The organism is Photobacterium kishitanii, assembly GCF_000613045.3.
Taxonomy (GTDB): domain Bacteria; phylum Pseudomonadota; class Gammaproteobacteria; order Enterobacterales; family Vibrionaceae; genus Photobacterium; species Photobacterium kishitanii.
Genome location: NZ_LN794352.1, coordinates 2,639,632 through 2,657,014, shown reverse-complemented (window position 1 = coordinate 2,657,014; position 17,383 = coordinate 2,639,632). Strand labels below are relative to the sequence as shown.

At 41.8% G+C, this 17,383-nt stretch carries 19 protein-coding genes; 18 read left to right on the top strand and 1 reads right to left on the bottom strand.

Annotated elements, in window-relative coordinates; translation table 11 throughout:
- Positions 1-215: 215 nt before the first annotated feature.
- Positions 216-1,016 carry an inositol-1-monophosphatase gene (gene suhB / locus PPBDW_RS12470; RefSeq protein WP_036795855.1) on the bottom strand — a complete coding sequence of 267 codons (801 nt, stop codon included), beginning with the start codon at positions 1,014-1,016 and terminating at the stop codon, positions 216-218.
- 243 nt (positions 1,017-1,259) lie between these two features.
- Here suhB and trmJ point away from each other — a divergent pair, with 243 nt between their 5' ends.
- The 18 genes from trmJ to PPBDW_RS12380 all read left to right on the top strand — a co-directional run bounded on the left by trmJ (position 1,260) and on the right by PPBDW_RS12380 (position 17,374).
- The gene (gene trmJ / locus PPBDW_RS12465; RefSeq protein ID WP_036795854.1) at positions 1,260-2,000 is read left to right on the top strand and encodes a tRNA (cytosine(32)/uridine(32)-2'-O)-methyltransferase TrmJ; all 741 of its coding nucleotides are present in this window, start codon (positions 1,260-1,262) and stop codon (positions 1,998-2,000) included.
- 109 nt (positions 2,001-2,109) lie between these two features.
- On the top strand, positions 2,110-2,625 hold the full coding sequence (iscR, locus tag PPBDW_RS12460) for a Fe-S cluster assembly transcriptional regulator IscR (RefSeq protein ID WP_036795853.1): 516 nt from the start codon (positions 2,110-2,112) through the stop codon (positions 2,623-2,625).
- Positions 2,626-2,656: 31 nt separating this feature from the next.
- Positions 2,657-3,871 carry an IscS subfamily cysteine desulfurase gene (locus PPBDW_RS12455; RefSeq protein ID WP_036795851.1) on the top strand — a complete coding sequence of 405 codons (1,215 nt, stop codon included), beginning with the start codon at positions 2,657-2,659 and terminating at the stop codon, positions 3,869-3,871.
- Positions 3,872-3,904: 33 nt separating this feature from the next.
- The gene (gene iscU / locus PPBDW_RS12450; protein WP_036795849.1) at positions 3,905-4,291 is read left to right on the top strand and encodes a Fe-S cluster assembly scaffold IscU; all 387 of its coding nucleotides are present in this window, start codon (positions 3,905-3,907) and stop codon (positions 4,289-4,291) included.
- A 17-nt stretch (positions 4,292-4,308) separates the two neighbouring features.
- Positions 4,309-4,632: an iron-sulfur cluster assembly protein IscA gene (gene iscA, locus PPBDW_RS12445; protein WP_036795847.1), complete on the top strand. Its 324-nt coding sequence runs from the start codon at positions 4,309-4,311 to the stop codon at positions 4,630-4,632.
- A gap of 88 nt (positions 4,633-4,720) precedes the next feature.
- Positions 4,721-5,236 (top strand): co-chaperone HscB, encoded by a 516-nt coding sequence (hscB, locus tag PPBDW_RS12440; protein WP_036796471.1) that lies wholly within the window; start codon positions 4,721-4,723, stop codon positions 5,234-5,236.
- A gap of 33 nt (positions 5,237-5,269) precedes the next feature.
- On the top strand, positions 5,270-7,123 hold the full coding sequence (gene hscA, locus PPBDW_RS12435; RefSeq protein ID WP_036795846.1) for a Fe-S protein assembly chaperone HscA: 1,854 nt from the start codon (positions 5,270-5,272) through the stop codon (positions 7,121-7,123).
- Between the two features lie 2 nt (positions 7,124-7,125).
- A complete protein-coding gene (fdx, locus tag PPBDW_RS12430; protein ID WP_036795845.1) occupies positions 7,126-7,464 on the top strand; it encodes an ISC system 2Fe-2S type ferredoxin in 339 nt (112 codons plus the stop codon).
- 128 nt (positions 7,465-7,592) lie between these two features.
- The gene (gene iscX / locus PPBDW_RS12425; protein WP_036795844.1) at positions 7,593-7,790 is read left to right on the top strand and encodes a Fe-S cluster assembly protein IscX; all 198 of its coding nucleotides are present in this window, start codon (positions 7,593-7,595) and stop codon (positions 7,788-7,790) included.
- A 147-nt stretch (positions 7,791-7,937) separates the two neighbouring features.
- Entirely contained in the window at positions 7,938-9,221 is a 1,284-nt protein-coding gene (gene pepB, locus PPBDW_RS12420; protein WP_036795842.1) for an aminopeptidase PepB, read from the top strand.
- A gap of 111 nt (positions 9,222-9,332) precedes the next feature.
- Positions 9,333-10,610 carry an aminopeptidase PepB gene (pepB, locus tag PPBDW_RS12415; protein WP_036795840.1) on the top strand — a complete coding sequence of 426 codons (1,278 nt, stop codon included), beginning with the start codon at positions 9,333-9,335 and terminating at the stop codon, positions 10,608-10,610.
- A 67-nt stretch (positions 10,611-10,677) separates the two neighbouring features.
- The gene (gene ndk / locus PPBDW_RS12410; RefSeq protein ID WP_036795839.1) at positions 10,678-11,106 is read left to right on the top strand and encodes a nucleoside-diphosphate kinase; all 429 of its coding nucleotides are present in this window, start codon (positions 10,678-10,680) and stop codon (positions 11,104-11,106) included.
- Between the two features lie 248 nt (positions 11,107-11,354).
- Positions 11,355-12,476 (top strand): dual-specificity RNA methyltransferase RlmN, encoded by a 1,122-nt coding sequence (gene rlmN, locus PPBDW_RS12405; RefSeq protein WP_036795838.1) that lies wholly within the window; start codon positions 11,355-11,357, stop codon positions 12,474-12,476.
- A 57-nt stretch (positions 12,477-12,533) separates the two neighbouring features.
- Positions 12,534-13,292 carry a type IV pilus biogenesis/stability protein PilW gene (gene pilW, locus PPBDW_RS12400; protein WP_036795836.1) on the top strand — a complete coding sequence of 253 codons (759 nt, stop codon included), beginning with the start codon at positions 12,534-12,536 and terminating at the stop codon, positions 13,290-13,292.
- On the top strand, positions 13,282-14,247 hold the full coding sequence (rodZ, locus tag PPBDW_RS12395; RefSeq protein WP_036795834.1) for a cytoskeleton protein RodZ: 966 nt from the start codon (positions 13,282-13,284) through the stop codon (positions 14,245-14,247). Before pilW ends, rodZ begins: the two co-directional genes overlap by 11 nt.
- Before the next feature lie 16 nt (positions 14,248-14,263).
- Entirely contained in the window at positions 14,264-15,376 is a 1,113-nt protein-coding gene (gene ispG, locus PPBDW_RS12390) for a flavodoxin-dependent (E)-4-hydroxy-3-methylbut-2-enyl-diphosphate synthase (RefSeq protein ID WP_036795833.1), read from the top strand.
- A 104-nt stretch (positions 15,377-15,480) separates the two neighbouring features.
- A complete protein-coding gene (gene hisS, locus PPBDW_RS12385; RefSeq protein WP_036795832.1) occupies positions 15,481-16,749 on the top strand; it encodes a histidine--tRNA ligase in 1,269 nt (422 codons plus the stop codon).
- Positions 16,750-16,762: 13 nt separating this feature from the next.
- On the top strand, positions 16,763-17,374 hold the full coding sequence (locus tag PPBDW_RS12380) for a YfgM family protein (protein WP_036795830.1): 612 nt from the start codon (positions 16,763-16,765) through the stop codon (positions 17,372-17,374).
- Positions 17,375-17,383 lie beyond the last annotated feature (9 nt).

Sequence of the window (17,383 nt, the reverse complement as noted above, 5' to 3'; positions counted from 1 at the left end):
CTTTGGGCTCCGTTTTTTATGACCTAATTTAGCTATGCTTTCGTCATTCTCTAGCTTGATCTTACAAATGAGAGAGGATGTTTATGCGTTATGCTGGTGGCTTTAAGCTGACCAACAAACTATATGATCGGTATAAAGAGATAACTAATAGAAACAAAAACGCCCCGCTGTGAATATCAGCGGGGCGTTTTTATTTAGCGGGTTGTAATCAATGATTACTTAGTCAAAGCATCGCTACCGAATTCACGGATTTTAGCAAGCATTGGCTTAACTACACGTGCGTTACCAGCAACAATGTTGCCAGACGTTAGGTAGTTAGTGTTACCCGTAAAGTCAGCACAGATAGCACCAGCTTCACGCGCGATTAATTCACCAGCAGCAAGTTCCCAAGGCTTTTGGCCTAGCTTGAATACACCGTCAACGCGGCCAGCAGCTAGGTAACAAAGATCCAATGCAGTACAACCTGATTGACGCATGTCATCACATTCTACAAATAAAGCATTTTGGATTTTTAGATAACTTTCAGCGTGTTGTTTAGCAGCAAAAGGAAGACCTGTTGCTAACACAGTACCAGTTAGATCACGTGGCTGAGATGCACGTAGACGTAGGCTGTTAAGTTGCGCGCCTGAACCACGAGTAGCCGTGAATAGTTCGTTACGAGCTGGGTCGTAAACTGCAGCAACTTCTGTACGACCACGCATACGTAGTGCGATAGAAACTGCATAGTGAGGGTAACCGCGAACGAAGTTCTTGGTGCCATCCACTGGGTCAATAATCCACTGACACTCTTTGTCACGTCCGTCTCTATTACCAGATTCAGCTGCGATGATGCAGTGATCAGGGTAAGATTTCAGGATTGTCTCGATGATGATAGCTTCTGCTTCATGATCGATATTGGTAACAACATCATTACCTTTATTAGCAACCTCAATAGATTGAGGTTTTTCTAGAGATTTAATGACATGGTCACCAGCCTTTCGCACAGCGCGAATGGCAATATTAAGCATCGGATGCATAGGATTTTCCCAACGGATGTTAAAGAACTAAAAAGCGGCGGCGAGTATAACAGAGCTATAAAAAAAAGGAAGTGGTTATTTTTTCGACGTTAGCTGGCACTGAAAAAATGAAAATGACGGTATTTTATTTATTGATGGCAGTAATAGGTAATAACAACCATCAAACAGACATGTTTTCTTCATTTTTGTTATGGCTGTGCTACTATCTCTGAGCGTTAAATTAGACTGGAATATAGCGACATCATGTTAGATAAAATTCGCGTTGTCCTCATTGGCACGTCACATCCTGGAAATATTGGTTCTGCAGCTCGCGCAATGAAAGTAATGGGGTTAACTAACCTTGTTCTTGTTGATCCCGCATGTGAGATTGATAGTCATACAATTGCTTTAGCAGCCGGTGCTGCTGATGTAGTTGAGAACGCTAAAATTGTAAAAACATTAGATGAAGCCGTTGCTGATTGCGGTTTGGTTGTTGGTTCAAGTGCACGCTCACGTACACTTGAATGGCCACAATTAGACCCACGTGAAAATGGTATTAAAGTTATTGCTGAGTCTGAACAGCACCCAGTAGCAATTTTATTTGGTCGTGAACGTACCGGCCTTACCAATGAAGAATTACAAAAATGCCATTGCCATGTTTATATTCCAGCTAATCCTGAATATAGCTCATTGAATCTTGCGATGGCTGTGCAAACGATAAGTTATGAAGTTCGTATGGCGTATCTTGATGCGACTAAGCATCAATCTACTGCGATTGTTGATGAATACCCACGTGCAGATGAACTTGAACGGTTTTATGATCATCTTGAAAAAGTGACCAGCCAAACTCGATTTATTAATAAAAATCATCCCGGTATGGTGATGGTGAAACTGCGTCGCATGTTTACTCGTGCTCGTCCAGAGCAGCAAGAGTTAAATATCTTAAGGGGTATTTTATCGTCAGTAGAAAAGACGATTGAAACCTTAGAGAAGAACAATAAATAACAGTGCTAGTAAAAGGGTAAAAGACCTACTGTTTTAGTGGGTTAAATACTTGACCAAATTAGTCAGGTATGAGAGACTGCTTGTATAAATTCAAGTAGGTAGCCATGTTATGAAGTTGACCTCAAAAGGAAGATACGCAGTGACGGCAATGTTAGATGTAGCATTGCATTCACATAATGGACCAGTACCGTTGGCTGATATTTCAGAACGTCAAGGGATCTCACTGTCCTACCTAGAACAACTATTTTCGCGTCTTCGTAAAGCGGGTCTGGTTACAAGTGTCCGTGGTCCTGGTGGTGGTTATCGCCTTGGTGAAGATGCCAGCAGTATTGCTGTTGGTATGGTTATCGCAGCAGTTGATGAATCAGTTGATGCAACTAAGTGTCAAGGTAAAGGCGGTTGCCAAGGTGGCGTCCGTTGTTTAACTCATACCTTATGGCATGATTTAAGTGATCGTATCAGCGGATTCTTAAATAACATCACTCTTGGTGAGTTGATGAAGGATAATGACGTACAAACTATTGCTGATCGTCAGGATGTAATCCTACAAAGTAATAATAAAACATCATTTGCAAATAAAAAATCACACGACAGCGCCCCTATCGGTGTCGATGTCCGCTCCTAGAGACCAGACGTTCGTGTTTTCGGAGAAGAAAATGAAACTGCCAATATATTTTGATTACTCTGCAACTTGTCCTGTAGATCCTCGTGTTGCTGAGAAAATGGTTCAGTGTTTAACTATGGATGGTACGTTTGGTAATCCAGCGTCACGTTCACACCGTTATGGCTGGCAAGCGGAAGAGGCGGTTGATGCTGCTCGTGAGTATATTGCTGAGTTAATCAATGCTGATCCCCGTGAAATTGTGTTTACCTCGGGTGCTACAGAATCTGATAACCTTGCAATTAAAGGTGCTGCCCACTTCTATAATAAGAAAGGAAAGCACGTTATTACATGTAAAACTGAGCACAAAGCGGTTCTTGACCCATGTCGTCAATTAGAGCGTGAAGGTTATGAGGTAACTTACCTTGAGCCTGAGTCAAATGGTCTTATTGATTTGGCAAAACTACGCGACGCAATGCGTGAAGATACTGTGCTGGTTTCTATTATGCATGTGAACAACGAAATTGGTGTTGTTCAAGATATTGCAGCTATTGGTGAAATTTGTCGTGAAAATAAGACAATTTTCCATGTTGATGCAGCACAATCTGCAGGTAAGCTACCGATTGATGTGCAAACTACTAAAGTGGACTTAATCTCATTTTCTGCGCACAAGATTTACGGTCCTAAAGGTATTGGCGCATTATATGTACGCCGTAAACCTCGTATTCGTCTTGAAGCACAAATGCACGGTGGCGGCCATGAACGTGGTTTCCGTTCTGGTACTTTACCAACGCATCAAATTGTTGGTATGGGTGAAGCATTCCGTATCGCTAAGCTAGAAATGGCACAAGATTACCAGCACGCAGTTGATATGCGTGAGCGTTTGCTTAAAGGCCTTGAAGGCATTGAAGAAATGTCAATCAACGGTGATTTAGAGCATCGTATTCCCAACAACCTAAACATCAGTTTTGCGTTTGTTGAAGGCGAGTCATTGTTAATGGCATTGAAAGATCTTGCTGTATCATCAGGTTCTGCATGTACATCTGCGAGCTTAGAGCCTTCTTATGTACTACGTGCATTAGGTCTAAATGATGAACTAGCGCATAGCTCAATTCGTTTCTCTTTTGGTCGTTTTACTACCGCTGAAGAAATTGATTATGCTGTGGCTCAAATTAAAGAAGCAGTCGACAAACTACGTGCAATGTCACCACTTTGGGATATGTTCAAAGATGGCATTGATTTAGATACAGTTGAGTGGGCACACCACTAATCTGCGGTTAGACATTATTCGAGGGAATTTATCATGGCATATAGTGAAAAAGTCATCGATCATTATGAAAATCCGCGTAACGTGGGTTCATTTGACAACGACGATAAAAACATTGGTAGCGGTATGGTGGGTGCACCAGCCTGTGGCGATGTAATGAAACTTCAGATTAAAGTAACTGAAGATGGCATCATTGAAGATGCAAAGTTTAAAACCTATGGTTGCGGTTCTGCTATTGCATCAAGTTCACTGATCACTGAATGGGTGAAAGGTAAAACATTAGACGAAGCAGCATCAATCAAGAACTCTGCGATCGCAGAAGAGCTTGAATTACCACCGGTTAAGGTTCACTGTTCAATTCTTGCAGAAGATGCAATTAAAGCAGCAGTTAGCGATTATAAGAAGAAACACGAACAAAAATAATTTCTGAGGTTTGAAGTATGGCCATTACTATCACTGAAGCGGCAGCAAGTCGCGTATCGACTTTTTTAGCTAATCGAGGCAAAGGCATTGGTTTGCGTCTCGGGGTTCGCACTTCAGGATGTTCGGGTATGGCGTATATCCTTGAGTTCGTCGATGATCTTGACGAAGGGGACCAAGTCTTTGAAGAGCAAGGTGTAAAAATTATCGTTGATGCAAAAAGCATGGTTTACCTTGATGGTACTGAGCTTGATTTTGCCAAAGAAGGCCTTAATGAAGGTTTTCAATTTAACAACCCTAACGTGTCTAGCGAATGTGGTTGTGGTGAAAGCTTCAACGTATAATTGCGCATAGTGTTTTATTAAACCTGGCTACTGGCCGCCATCGTGGCGAGTGAGTTGTCAGGTTTATTTTTTATATATGGTTGCGATTATGAATCATTTCGAATTATTTGGATTACCGTTTCAATTTGATGTTAATAACGGTTTATTAGCAACACAATTCCGCGAATTACAGCGTCGATTCCATCCGGATAACTTTGCCACTGCATCCGAGCGCGATCGGTTACTGTCAGTACAAAAAGCAGCTCAGATTAACGATGCCTTTCAAACGCTAAAAAATCCTGTTTCCCGCGCTGAATATATGCTTTCTGAACGCGATGAAGATATTCGCGGTGAGCAAAAGACACTTCAAGATATGGACTTCTTAATGCAGCAAATGGAGCTGCGAGAAGCGTTGGAAGCGATTTCTGAGTGCGCTGATCCTGAAGCTGCCTTAGTGGATTTTGAACAACAAGCCGCAATTATGTATCAACAACAGCTGCATAAACTGGCACAATTGCTCAATCAAGAAAATTGGTTTGAAGCTGCAGATGCAGTACGTAAGTTAAAGTTTATTGTTAAGTTGCGTGATGAAGTCGAACGTCTTGAAGAATCATTATTCGATTAATCATTCACTTGTGTTATTTAGACAGGAACGATAATGGCATTTTTACAGATTTCTGAACCCGGTCAAAGTGCAGCTCCGCATCAGCAAAAATTAGCGGTCGGCATTGATTTAGGGACGACAAACTCATTAGTTGCAACCGTCCGTAGTGGCGTTGCAGAAACATTGAAAGATGCTGAAGGACGTTCAATTTTACCGTCAGTTGTGCATTATGCGGCGAAGCATGTACTAACCGGCGATGCTGCGCGTGCGTATGCGCAACGCGATCCCGTTAATACTATTCTATCTGTTAAACGTCTAATGGGACGCTCATTGGTTGATATTGAGCAGCGTTATCCGCAATTGCCTTATCAATTTACCGCATCAGAAAATGGCTTACCGCAATTGGTTACCCGCCAGGGTGCGATGAATCCAGTGCAAATATCAGCGGAAATCTTAAAATCATTAAGTCAGCGTGCAGTCGAAAGTTTAGGTGGCGAGCTTGAAGGGGTGGTGATCACCGTTCCTGCTTATTTTGATGATGCACAACGTGCGGGTACAAAAGATGCAGCTAAGTTAGCAAACCTAAATGTTTTGCGCTTACTTAATGAACCAACAGCGGCAGCAATTGCTTATGGCCTTGATTCTGGCCAAGAAGGTGTCATTGCTGTTTATGATCTTGGTGGCGGCACTTTTGATATTTCGATTTTACGATTATCAAAAGGTGTATTTGAAGTTTTAGCCACTGGTGGTGATTCTGCGTTAGGCGGAGATGATCTTGACCAGCTTATTGCTGAGTGGATCCTTATTCAAGCCGAGTTAACAGCAACATTAACACCACAACAGCGTCGTGAATTACAAGATGCAGCTCAACAAGCAAAAGTGGCATTAAGCGATAGTGATAGTGTTGAAATTAATGTCCTTGGTTGGCAGGGTGAAATTACGCGCGAGCAATTTAATGATTTAGTGACACCATTAATAAAGAAAACCTTATTTGCTTGTCGTCGCGCACTCAAAGATGCTGATATCACAATTGATGATGTGATTGAGACTGTGATGGTGGGGGGGTCAACCCGTGTACCATTAGTGCGTGAATTGGTTGGAACATTTTTTGGTAAGACACCATTAACTTCTATCGATCCTGATCAAGTGGTAGCCATTGGTGCCGCTATCCAAGCCGATATTCTGGTGGGTAACAAACCTGACGCTGATATGCTGCTATTAGACGTGATTCCATTGTCATTAGGCATTGAAACCATGGGCGGCATGATTGAGAAAATTATTCCACGTAACACCACGCTACCTGTTGCTCGCGCACAAGAATTTACCACCTTTAAAGATGGCCAAACAGCAATGTCTGTTCATATTGTTCAAGGTGAGCGTGAAATGGTTAATGATTGCCGTTCATTAGCGCGATTTACCTTACGTGGTATTCCACCAATGGCAGCAGGTGCTGCGCATATTCGTGTTACTTATCAAGTTGATGCAGATGGTTTATTGTCTGTAACAGCCATGGAAAAAAGCAGCGGTGTGCAATCATCAATTCAAGTGAAGCCATCTTATGGTCTTTCTGATGATGAAATTGCAACTATGTTACGTGATTCAATGACATTTGCTCAAGATGATAAAGACGCACGTGCATTAGCTGAACAACAGGTAGAAGCCGATCGTGTCCTTGAAGGGTTAATTGCTGCATTGGCAGCAGATGGTGAAACTTTATTAAGTATTCAAGAACGCGGTGAGTTAGAAGCTGTAATGATGGAACTGGTTCAATTACGTCAGAGTGGAGACACTCGTACAATTGAAGCTGGAATTAAGAAAACTGATAAGGCCAGCCAAGAATTTGCGTCACGTCGAATGGATCAATCTATTCGTCAAGCGTTAGCTGGTCAGTCTATTGATGAGGTTTAGGCATGCCTAAGATTATAATTTTACCCAATGAAGAACATTGCCCAGAAGGCGCAATTTTAGAAGCACAATCTGGCGAAACTATCCTAGATGTTGCATTGCGCAATGGCATCGAAATTGAGCATGCGTGTGAAAAATCTTGTGCATGTACCACGTGCCATGTTGTTGTCCGTGAAGGATTTGATTCTCTTAATGAGAGTGATGAACTTGAAGATGACATGCTAGATAAAGCATGGGGACTTGAGCCAGAATCTCGTTTAAGTTGTCAGGCACGAATTGCTGATGATGACTTAGTGGTCGATATTCCACGTTATACGGTTAATCTCGCTTCTGAAGCACACTAATCGAAATACTTAAATAGGTCGCCATAATGGTGGCCTATTTTTTTAGCTATTGGTTATGGTTAAAGTTACTCATCAGAGTTACGGCTACGTAAGTTTGTTATTTTCTATTTAAAAATCGAGGATTTATTATGAGTTTACAATGGATTGATTCGCGTGATATTGCCATTGAATTGATTGAACTATACCCAGAAGTTGATCCAACCCAAGTCCGTTTTACTGATCTAAGAGAGTGGATCATTGCACTTGATGAATTTGAAGATGATATTGATCACTGTAATGAAAAGATTTTAGAAGCGGTGCAAATGTGTTGGATTGAAGAGCAATAATTACAATAACGAAAAAGCCTGTTTTCTTGTTGCCTCTCAAGGTTGATAAGCATAGTCTTATTAGTTACAAAATTAGAATAACAATAACGCAGTAATCAGCTTGTTTTAATTGCTTTAGCTGTGTGATCTTTATCAAGGAGCTTATCAATGTCTACCATGATGTCAGTATTTCTTTCTCATCAAGCAGCGGATAGTCACTGGGGTGCAAATGCGCTGGTGAGTTTTAATACCGAAGGGACTTTTATTCATGTTACCGCAACTGATCCCTTAGGTGATATCCAACGTGCTGCTCGTCGTTTGGACTCACAAGGAATTAAGCAGGTTACACTGATAGGATCTGAGTGGGATCAAGACGCTATCTGGGCTTTTTTACAAGGCTACCGTAATCCTAAAGCTGATAATAATGTGATTTGGTCGGCGTTGAATGAAGCTGATGAAGCTGAATTGCAGGCACGTATTAAAACCATTAACTGGGTGTGCGATATTATTAATCAGCCAGCTGATGTGGTTGCGCCGTCACAACTTGCTGCGCGCGCTGGTGAGTTTATTAAGTCATTAGCTCCTGAACATGTCACCTACAAGATCGTTAAAGGTAACGATTTATTAGATGAAGGTTGGAATGGTATTCATGCTGTTGGTCGTGGTTCTGATCATCGTCCGGCAATGCTACGTTTAGATTACAATCCGACGGGTGATGCAAATGCGCCTGTGTTTGCTTGTCTTGTCGGTAAAGGTATTACCTTTGATTCTGGCGGTTATAGTATAAAGCCTTCTGCGGGAATGGCGTCTATGAAAGCGGATATGGGTGGCGCAGCGTTAGCAACCGGCGGTTTAGCGTTAGCAATGGTACGTGGTCTCAATAAGCGCATTAAATTAGTACTATGTTGTGCTGAGAACATGATTTCAGGCCGCGCATTAAAATTAGGCGATATCATTAAATATAAAAATGGTAAAACTGTTGAGGTGTTAAACACTGATGCTGAAGGGCGTCTAGTATTAGCGGATGGGCTGATGTATGCCAATAGTCAGCATCCAACATTGATCATTGATTGTGCAACACTAACGGGCTCCGCCAAAATGGCACTGGGTAATGATTACCATGCGTTATTAAGCTTTGACCAGGATTTGTCGCGTCGAGCATTAGCTGCTGCGTCACAAGAAGGTGAAGGGATGTGGCCACTTCCTTTAGCTGAGATACATCGTAATATGTTGCCATCGAACTTTGCTGATTTGGCTAATATTTCGAATGGTGATTTTATGCCTGGAGCAAGTACTGCGGCAGCATTTTTATCCTATTTTGTTGATGATTATCAGCAAGGCTGGATGCATATTGATGCCAGTGGTACTTATCGTAAGAGTGCTAATGATCAATGGGCTGCTGGTGCGACGGGTATGGGGGTTAAAACCCTAGCGCGTATTTTAGCGCAATAATTATCGCAAAAAAATAAAGCCTTCTTAATCTACTTTAAGAGGGCTTTTTTTATATTTAAATTACGCTAAATAAAAAATATAGACTATAAATAAAACAAGAGGTTATCAATAATGTTGACAGTAAATTTATCAAAAGAGCCCGCATGCGCTCCTTGGGGCGTTAATGCCTTGATCAGTTATCAAACTGATAGTGTCACTGTGCATTATGGTGATTCATTTAGTTTACGTCGTATTCAGCAGGCTGGGCGTCAAATTCAAGCTCAAGGGGTTGAAGCTGTTAGTTTAAATGGTGACGGTTGGAACTATGAACGTCAGTGGGCATTTTATTGTGGTTTTGCCGCGACGAGGCATACCGTTACTATCAAATGGGCATCAATAGATGAAGATGAGCTCGAGCTATTAAATGCTCGTCGACATAGTCATGATTGGGCGCGTCAAATTATTAATGCAGGCCCAGATAGTGTTTATCCGCAAAAATTAGCGCAAGCGGCAGTACACTTTTTGTCTGAAATTGGTGGCGAGCACATTAGTAGTCAAATGATTGTTGGCGATGAATTACTCGCTGATGGTTGGATTGGTATTCATAGTGTTGGCCGTGGCAGTCAACACCCACCAGTATTGTTGGAAGTTGACTATAATCCAACCGCAGATCCAAGTGCGCCAGTCAGTGCATGTTTAGTGGGTAAAGGGATCACTTTTGATTCTGGTGGCTACAGTTTGAAACCCAGTGCCGGCATGGTGAGCATGAAGTGTGACATGGGGGGCGCGGCAACGGTTACTGCTGCATTAGGTTATGCTATTGCACAAGGCTTAACACAACGAGTTAAACTTATTCTTTGTTGTGCTGAAAACATGGTATCAGGCGATGCTTATAAACTTGGTGATGTGTTAACGTATAACAATGGTGTATCAGTTGAAATCGTCAATACTGATGCTGAAGGTCGACTCGTACTAGCAGATGGTTTGTTACTTGCCTCTGCGACCAAAGCCCCTTTAATTATTGATGCTGCGACGTTAACGGGCGCAGCAATGATGGCAGTTGGCAGCGACTACAATGCTATTTTCGGTTTTGATAAAGCATTGTTAGCACGTGCGCAACAGTTATCTGAATTGGTTAATGAGCCTGCATGGCCATTACCACTTGAAAAATGGCATCAAGATTATTGCCCATCGGCGTTTGCAGATACTGCTAATAGTCGCGTTCAGAAAGGCGGTGGTATGGGAGGCGCATCGAATGCTGCTGGTTTTTTATCGCGCTTTGTCGATACCGATAATAGTCGCTGGATTCATTTCGATTTAGCGGCATGTTATCGTGATAGCGCTGATCCACGTTGGGCAGTCGGTGCAACGGGCTTGGGTATTGCAAATATTGCAGGATTACTGTTGTAAGTAATGGTGCTTATCAGTGGGTACTAAGTAAATGGACAGCAACTAGACTCAAAAGGAAACTATAATAATGACAATAGAAAAAACTTTTTCAATCGTAAAGCCTGATGCTGTTAAACGAAATTTAATTGGCACTATTTATCAACGTTTTGAAAATGCTGGCTTGAAAATTGTAGCAGCCAAAATGCTGCAACTTACTAAAGTTCAAGCTCAAGGGTTTTATGCTGAGCATGAAGGTAAACCTTTTTTTGATGAATTAGTTGATTTTATGACATCAGGCCCTGTAATGGTGCAAGTGCTTGAAGGGGAAGATGCCATTGTTCGTTACCGAGAATTGATGGGTAAAACCAATCCTCAAGAAGCTGCTTGCGGTACTATTCGTGCTGATTTTGCGATTAGCTTACGTTATAACTCCGTTCATGGTTCAGATAGTCCGGTATCGGCAGAGCGTGAGATTGGCTACTTTTTCGCTGCTGATGAGTTATGTCCTCGTAGTTAATGATTGCGCGGTGATGAAAAAATAAGCAAAACCAAATACTAAAGGGAGGCTCAGGCTTCCCTTTGTTATTTTAAGAGCCAAGATTGTTATAAGCGCTAAAATAACCATACAGGGAACGGGTGGAAACCCGCGCATAAAGGCTGTACAATTTCGCGCCTTAAACCCTGATAACTATGATGAGACTGCCAATTGCAGATCTCCGAGTTATAAAGGCGCAGCAATAGTCATTTTTAGTGAGGCACCAACCGATGACAACTGTCAAAATTAATCTGCTGGATTTCGATCGCAAAGGTCTGCGTAAATACTTTGCCGAAGAGCTTAATGAAAAGCCATTCCGTGCAGATCAGATAATGAAATGGATTTATCATTTCGGTTGTGATGACTTTGAGCAAATGAACAATATCAATAAAAAGTTGCGTGAAAAATTACAGCGTGTTGCTGAAATTCGTGCACCAGAAGTATCAAATGCACAATACTCATCTGATGGCACCATCAAGTGGGCAATGCGTGTTGGCGATCAAGACGTAGAAACGGTTTATATTCCTGATGAAGATCGCGCGACGTTGTGTGTGTCATCTCAAGTGGGTTGTGCACTAGAATGTAAATTCTGTTCAACAGGCCAACAAGGATTTAACCGTAATCTACGTGTATCTGAGATTATTGGTCAGGTATGGCGCGCATCAAAAGAGATCGGCCTGCAAAAAGAAACGGGTCGTCGTCCAATTACGAATATCGTAATGATGGGGATGGGTGAGCCATTACTGAACATGAAAAACTTAATTCCAGCATTAGAAATTATGCTTGATGATCTAGGTTTTGGTTTATCTAAACGTCGTGTTACGGTATCAACATCAGGTGTGGTTTCTGGTCTAGAGCAAATGATCGGTACTATCGACGTTGCACTTGCTATTTCACTGCACGCGCCAACGGATGAATTGCGTTCACAAATCATGCCGATTAATGATCGTTGGAATATTGAGACCTTCCTTGATACTGTCCGTCGTTATGTTGACTCAACCAACGCTAACCGCGGTCGTGTAACGATTGAATACGTACTGCTGGATCATGTTAATGATGATATGGAGCATGCACGTCAGTTAGGTCGTCTATTAAAAGATACGCCAGCGAAAATTAACTTGATCCCATTTAATCCATATCCGGGCTCTCCGTACAAAAAACCTAGTAATTCACGTATAGATCGCTTTATGAAAACTCTAATGGAGTATGATTATACGGTAACGGTACGTAAAACGCGTGGTGATGATATTGATGCTGCATGTGGTCAGTTAGTCGGTGACGTTATCGACCGTACAAAGCGAACTCAAGCAAAACTACCTGCGGGTGACGCGATTGCTATTAAAACCCTTTAATTAGATTAGCGATTATAATCACTTCGCGGTTTAACAAGGATGTTAAGGTGAGTAAAAATGATACGATGGATGAAGTATCCATTATTTTCTTGTTTACTGGTGGCAGGATGTGCCACTGTGACGGTAGAAGATAGCGCTGAACAATTTAATGCCATTGATGCTGCTGAAGCGCGAATGACATTAGGATTAAATTATTTAAAAGTAGGTCAGTGGCAACGTGCTCATGAAAATTTGGAGCAAGCATTACATTATGCGCCTCATTATTATCGAGTACAAAATGCCATGGCCTATTATTATCAAAAGGTTGGTGAAATAGACGCGGCAGAAAAAATGTATAAAAAAGCCTTAAAGGATGCACCTGAAAATGGTGATGTTCTTAATAATTATGGGGCGTTTTTGTGCAGTGAGGAACGTTATGACGAAGCCATCAGTGCTTTTGTTAAAGCTATTAATCAACCTTACTATTATCTTATTTCGGCAAGTTATGAAAACGCAGGTTTATGTAGTCGTAAACAAGGCAATAACTTACAAGCGATAGATTATTTTGAAAAAGCACTTTCTCATGATCCATATCGTCCGAAATCAATGTTACAACTGGCACGACTAGAATTAGACGCTAATAATTATAAAGACGCTCGTGTACTGTTGTTTAAATTTAATAAGCGATATGGGTATACAGCAAATAGTTTGTTGTTGCTTATTCAGTTAGAAAACCAAACTGGACGGTTAACTTTGGTCACCAAATACGCTAACTTATTAAAAGAACAATTCCCTAATTCTCAGCAATATCAGAATTATCTAGCCAATGAATACTGAACATAACGATTCACCGCAATCAGATAATGTTGCACGACCAGGCGATATGCTTCGTCAGGCGCGTGAGCAACTTGGTTACTCGCAAACAGATATTGCTAATCGATTACGATTACGTTTATCTGTTATTAATGATATCGAAAGTAACTGCTTTGATAGTGAAAAAATATCTACATTTACCAGAGGGTATGTGAGGTCCTATGCAAAGTATGTTGGTTTAGATGACGTTGCTGTTGTCGCTTTATTAGACGACTACGGTCATTCAAAACCTAAAGCGCAAGAAATGCAAAGTTTCTCACGCCGAACTAACCATGAAGCACATGATAGTCGTATAATGGGACTAACATGGATTTTAGCGGTAATTTTTGTGGGTGTTACTGCTGTATGGTGGTGGCAGAATAGTCATTTAGATCGAGACTCAACACCTGCGGTTGATGTTGCGAATGTTGAAGCATCTACACCAGCGGCTACAACACCCGCAGTGAAACCATCAGCAGCGGTTGCGACTACTGATACTACAGAAGCAAATGCTACAGTAACAGACGTTACAGCGGCTGCGGTAGCGACAGCACCGGTTAATGCCGATGCTAGTCAAACATCGTCAGCGAAGACTGAAACTGCAACACCAGCAGTTGAACCGGTTGCTGTAACGGCAACTGATACTGAAGTAAAAGATACAGCGGCAGTGGCGGCTGTTACTGCAACTGACGTTGAAGCGGCACCTGCATTACAATTAACTTTTACTGCTGATTGTTGGGTTGATGTTCGGGATGCAAATGGTAAACGTCTCGAAAGTGGTATTAAGACGGCTGGTCAAACACTGGATATTGATGGCAAGGCGCCATTCCGAGTTCGACTTGGTGTGCCGAGTGCCGTTAAAATAGAAATTAAAGGGCAACCTTTCGATCTTAGTCGTTATCCGACTGGTCGACCTGTAACCTTAACGTTGCCGCAGTAATAGAGAATGATAAAACATGCATAACGAATCACCCATTATACGTCGCCAATCAAGCCGAATTTATGTCGGTAATGTACCTATCGGCGATGGCGCTCCGATTGCTGTTCAGTCAATGACTAACACCCGTACTACGGATGTAGAGGCAACGGTTGCTCAAATTCGAGCGTTGGAAAAAGTAGGTGCCGATATCGTTCGTGTTTCTGTACCGACGATGGATGCTGCTGAAGCGTTTAAATTGATCAAGCAACAAGTCAATGTTCCTTTGGTTGCAGATATTCATTTTGATTACCGTATTGCATTGAAAGTGGCTGAATACGGCGTTGATTGTTTGCGCATTAACCCAGGTAATATTGGTCGTGAAGATCGTATTCGCTCAGTGGTTGAATGTGCGCGTGACAATAATATTCCAATTCGAATTGGAGTAAATGGCGGCTCGTTAGAAAAAGAAATTCAACAAAAATACGGTGAGCCAACGCCAGCTGCGTTAGTTGAATCAGCGATGCGCCATGTAGAGATTTTAGATCGACTTAACTTTGATCAATTCAAAGTGAGTGTTAAAGCTTCTGATGTGTTTCTTGCAGTTGAATCTTACCGTCTATTAGCTAAGCAAATTATCCAGCCATTGCATTTAGGTATTACTGAAGCTGGTGGTGCGCGCGCAGGTTCTGTGAAATCAGCAGTGGGCCTAGGAATGCTATTAGCTGAAGGCATTGGTGATACTTTACGTATTTCATTAGCCGCTGATCCTATTGAAGAGATCAAAGTAGGATTTGATATTTTAAAATCGCTGCGTATTCGCTCGCGTGGAATTAATTTTATTGCTTGCCCAACTTGTTCGCGCCAGGAGTTTGATGTCATCGCAACGGTTAATGAATTAGAGCAACGCTTAGAAGATATCGTGATTCCAATGGATGTTTCTATTATTGGTTGTGTGGTTAATGGCCCAGGTGAAGCTGAAGCCTCGCATCTAGGTATTGCTGGCGGTAATCGTAAAAGTGCCTTTTATGAAGACGGTATTCGTCAAAAAGAACGCTTTGATAACGATAATGTGATTGATCAACTTGAGGCTAAAATCCGCGCAAAAGCCTCAATGTTAGACCTAAACAATCGTATTGATATTACGCAATAACATAAAATAGTAAAAACCATGCTGTTATTGTGGCAGCATGGTTCACTATTTTTGCAATAAATTATATATTCGATTTAAATCCCCATCGAAAAATGAGAATAATCGTGGCGAAACAAATTCAAGCAATTCGAGGCATGAACGATTGCCTACCAACACAAACTCCACTTTGGCAAAAAGTCGAAGGTACAGTTAAACAAGTGATCAGTGCATATGGTTACAATGAAATCCGTATGCCAATTGTTGAGTCGACACATTTGTTTAAACGTGCAATCGGTGAAGTTACTGATGTTGTTGAAAAAGAAATGTACACCTTTGATGATCGTAATGGCGATAGCCTGACATTACGTCCAGAAGGTACAGCAAGCTGTGTACGTGCTGGTATCGAAAATGGTCTACTTTATAATCAAGAACAACGTTTATGGTATATGGGCCCAATGTTCCGTCATGAGCGTCCACAAAAAGGTCGTTACCGTCAATTCCACCAAGTAGGTGTGGAAGTGTTTGGTATTGATGGGCCTGATGTTGATGCTGAGCTTATCATGATGACGGCTCGTTTATGGCGTGAGCTTGGTATTAATGACCATGTTCGTCTAGAGTTAAATTCTATTGGTTCACTGCAAGCACGTGCAGAATACCGCACCGCATTAATTGCGTTCCTTGAACAGCATATGGATGTGTTAGATGAAGATGCTAAGCGTCGCATGTACACTAATCCACTGCGTGTACTTGACTCTAAAAATCCAGCAATTCAAGAAATTCTTGTTGATGCGCCAATGCTTTCAGCGTACTTAGATCCAGAATCACAGCAACATTTTACTGGATTATGTGAACTATTAGACGCTGCTGGCATCAAATATCAAGTAAATGAGCGTCTTGTACGTGGTTTAGATTATTATAACCGTACTGTATTTGAATGGATCACTGATAGTTTAGGTGCGCAAGGTACAGTATGTGGTGGTGGTCGTTATGACGGTCTAGTTGAACAACTAGGCGGTAAAGCAACCTCATCAGTTGGTTTTGCAATGGGACTTGAGCGTCTGGTATTACTGATGGAAGCACTAGAACAAGACGATGTACGTCGTTCTGTAGATGTTTACATGGTAACTGCCGGTGAAGGTACATTAGCTGCCGGTATGATGCTTGCAGAGAAATTACGAAACCAATTACCTCAGTTACGCATTATGTCTAACTTTGGTGGTGGTAATTTTAAAAAGCAATTTAAACGTGCTGATAACGTAGGAGCAGCTATTGCCCTGGTTCTTGGTGAAAATGAAATTGCACAAAACACCGTAGTGGTTAAAGATTTACATGGCGGTGAACAAACAACCATGGCACAGGACGAGGTTGCCGCGAAGTTGGCAGCATTGATTTAAGAGAGGACAGGAAGTGAACGAGTACGCCACAGAAGAACAACAGGTTGAAGCGATAAAATCGTGGTGGCAAGATAACGGCAAAGCCGTTGTTCTAGGCGCCGTGATTGGTTTAGGCGGTCTATTAGGCTGGCGTTACTACCAGTCTGAAGTCCATGCTGCGAAGCATTTAGCATCAGATTCCTATACTCAAGTAGTTACAGCTCTCGACAATAATAGTAAAACTGCTGTCACTGAAGCGCAAACGTTCATTGAAGCTAATAAAGGCAGTCAATATGCTGTTCTTGCAGCATTACAATTAGCGAAAGTTCAAGTTGAGAATAATGACCTTGATGGTGCGATTGCGCAACTTAACTGGGTGATCAGTAACACTAAAGATAACGCTATTTTACCGTTAGCTGTAACGCGCTTAGCTCGTATTTATGCAGAACAGCAAAAATTTGATCAAGCTTTAGCTGAACTTAAAAAAGTAACGATTCCAAGCTGGAACGAAAATATTGCTGAATTACGTGGTGATATTCTGCTGCAGAAAGGTGATATTCCAGCAGCTCGTGAAGCATATATAGAAGCTCAGCAAGATGGTTCATCACCAGCATTGCAGATGAAGCTTAATGACTTAGCTCAATAAGGCGGACAT

Excerpts from the sequence above, each read along its gene's own strand:
- suhB (WP_036795855.1), bottom strand. The coding sequence starts at position 1,016 with ATGCATCCGATGCTTAATATTGCCATTCGCGCTGTGCGAAAGGCTGGT.
- trmJ (WP_036795854.1), top strand. The coding sequence starts at position 1,260 with ATGTTAGATAAAATTCGCGTTGTCCTCATTGGCACGTCACATCCTGGA.
- iscR (WP_036795853.1), top strand. The coding sequence starts at position 2,110 with ATGAAGTTGACCTCAAAAGGAAGATACGCAGTGACGGCAATGTTAGAT.
- PPBDW_RS12455 (WP_036795851.1), top strand. The coding sequence starts at position 2,657 with ATGAAACTGCCAATATATTTTGATTACTCTGCAACTTGTCCTGTAGAT.
- iscU (WP_036795849.1), top strand. The coding sequence starts at position 3,905 with ATGGCATATAGTGAAAAAGTCATCGATCATTATGAAAATCCGCGTAAC.
- iscA (WP_036795847.1), top strand. The coding sequence starts at position 4,309 with ATGGCCATTACTATCACTGAAGCGGCAGCAAGTCGCGTATCGACTTTT.
- hscB (WP_036796471.1), top strand. The coding sequence starts at position 4,721 with ATGAATCATTTCGAATTATTTGGATTACCGTTTCAATTTGATGTTAAT.
- hscA (WP_036795846.1), top strand. The coding sequence starts at position 5,270 with ATGGCATTTTTACAGATTTCTGAACCCGGTCAAAGTGCAGCTCCGCAT.
- fdx (WP_036795845.1), top strand. The coding sequence starts at position 7,126 with ATGCCTAAGATTATAATTTTACCCAATGAAGAACATTGCCCAGAAGGC.
- iscX (WP_036795844.1), top strand. The coding sequence starts at position 7,593 with ATGAGTTTACAATGGATTGATTCGCGTGATATTGCCATTGAATTGATT.
- pepB (WP_036795842.1), top strand. The coding sequence starts at position 7,938 with ATGTCTACCATGATGTCAGTATTTCTTTCTCATCAAGCAGCGGATAGT.
- pepB (WP_036795840.1), top strand. The coding sequence starts at position 9,333 with ATGTTGACAGTAAATTTATCAAAAGAGCCCGCATGCGCTCCTTGGGGC.
- ndk (WP_036795839.1), top strand. The coding sequence starts at position 10,678 with ATGACAATAGAAAAAACTTTTTCAATCGTAAAGCCTGATGCTGTTAAA.
- rlmN (WP_036795838.1), top strand. The coding sequence starts at position 11,355 with ATGACAACTGTCAAAATTAATCTGCTGGATTTCGATCGCAAAGGTCTG.
- pilW (WP_036795836.1), top strand. The coding sequence starts at position 12,534 with ATGATACGATGGATGAAGTATCCATTATTTTCTTGTTTACTGGTGGCA.
- rodZ (WP_036795834.1), top strand. The coding sequence starts at position 13,282 with ATGAATACTGAACATAACGATTCACCGCAATCAGATAATGTTGCACGA.
- ispG (WP_036795833.1), top strand. The coding sequence starts at position 14,264 with ATGCATAACGAATCACCCATTATACGTCGCCAATCAAGCCGAATTTAT.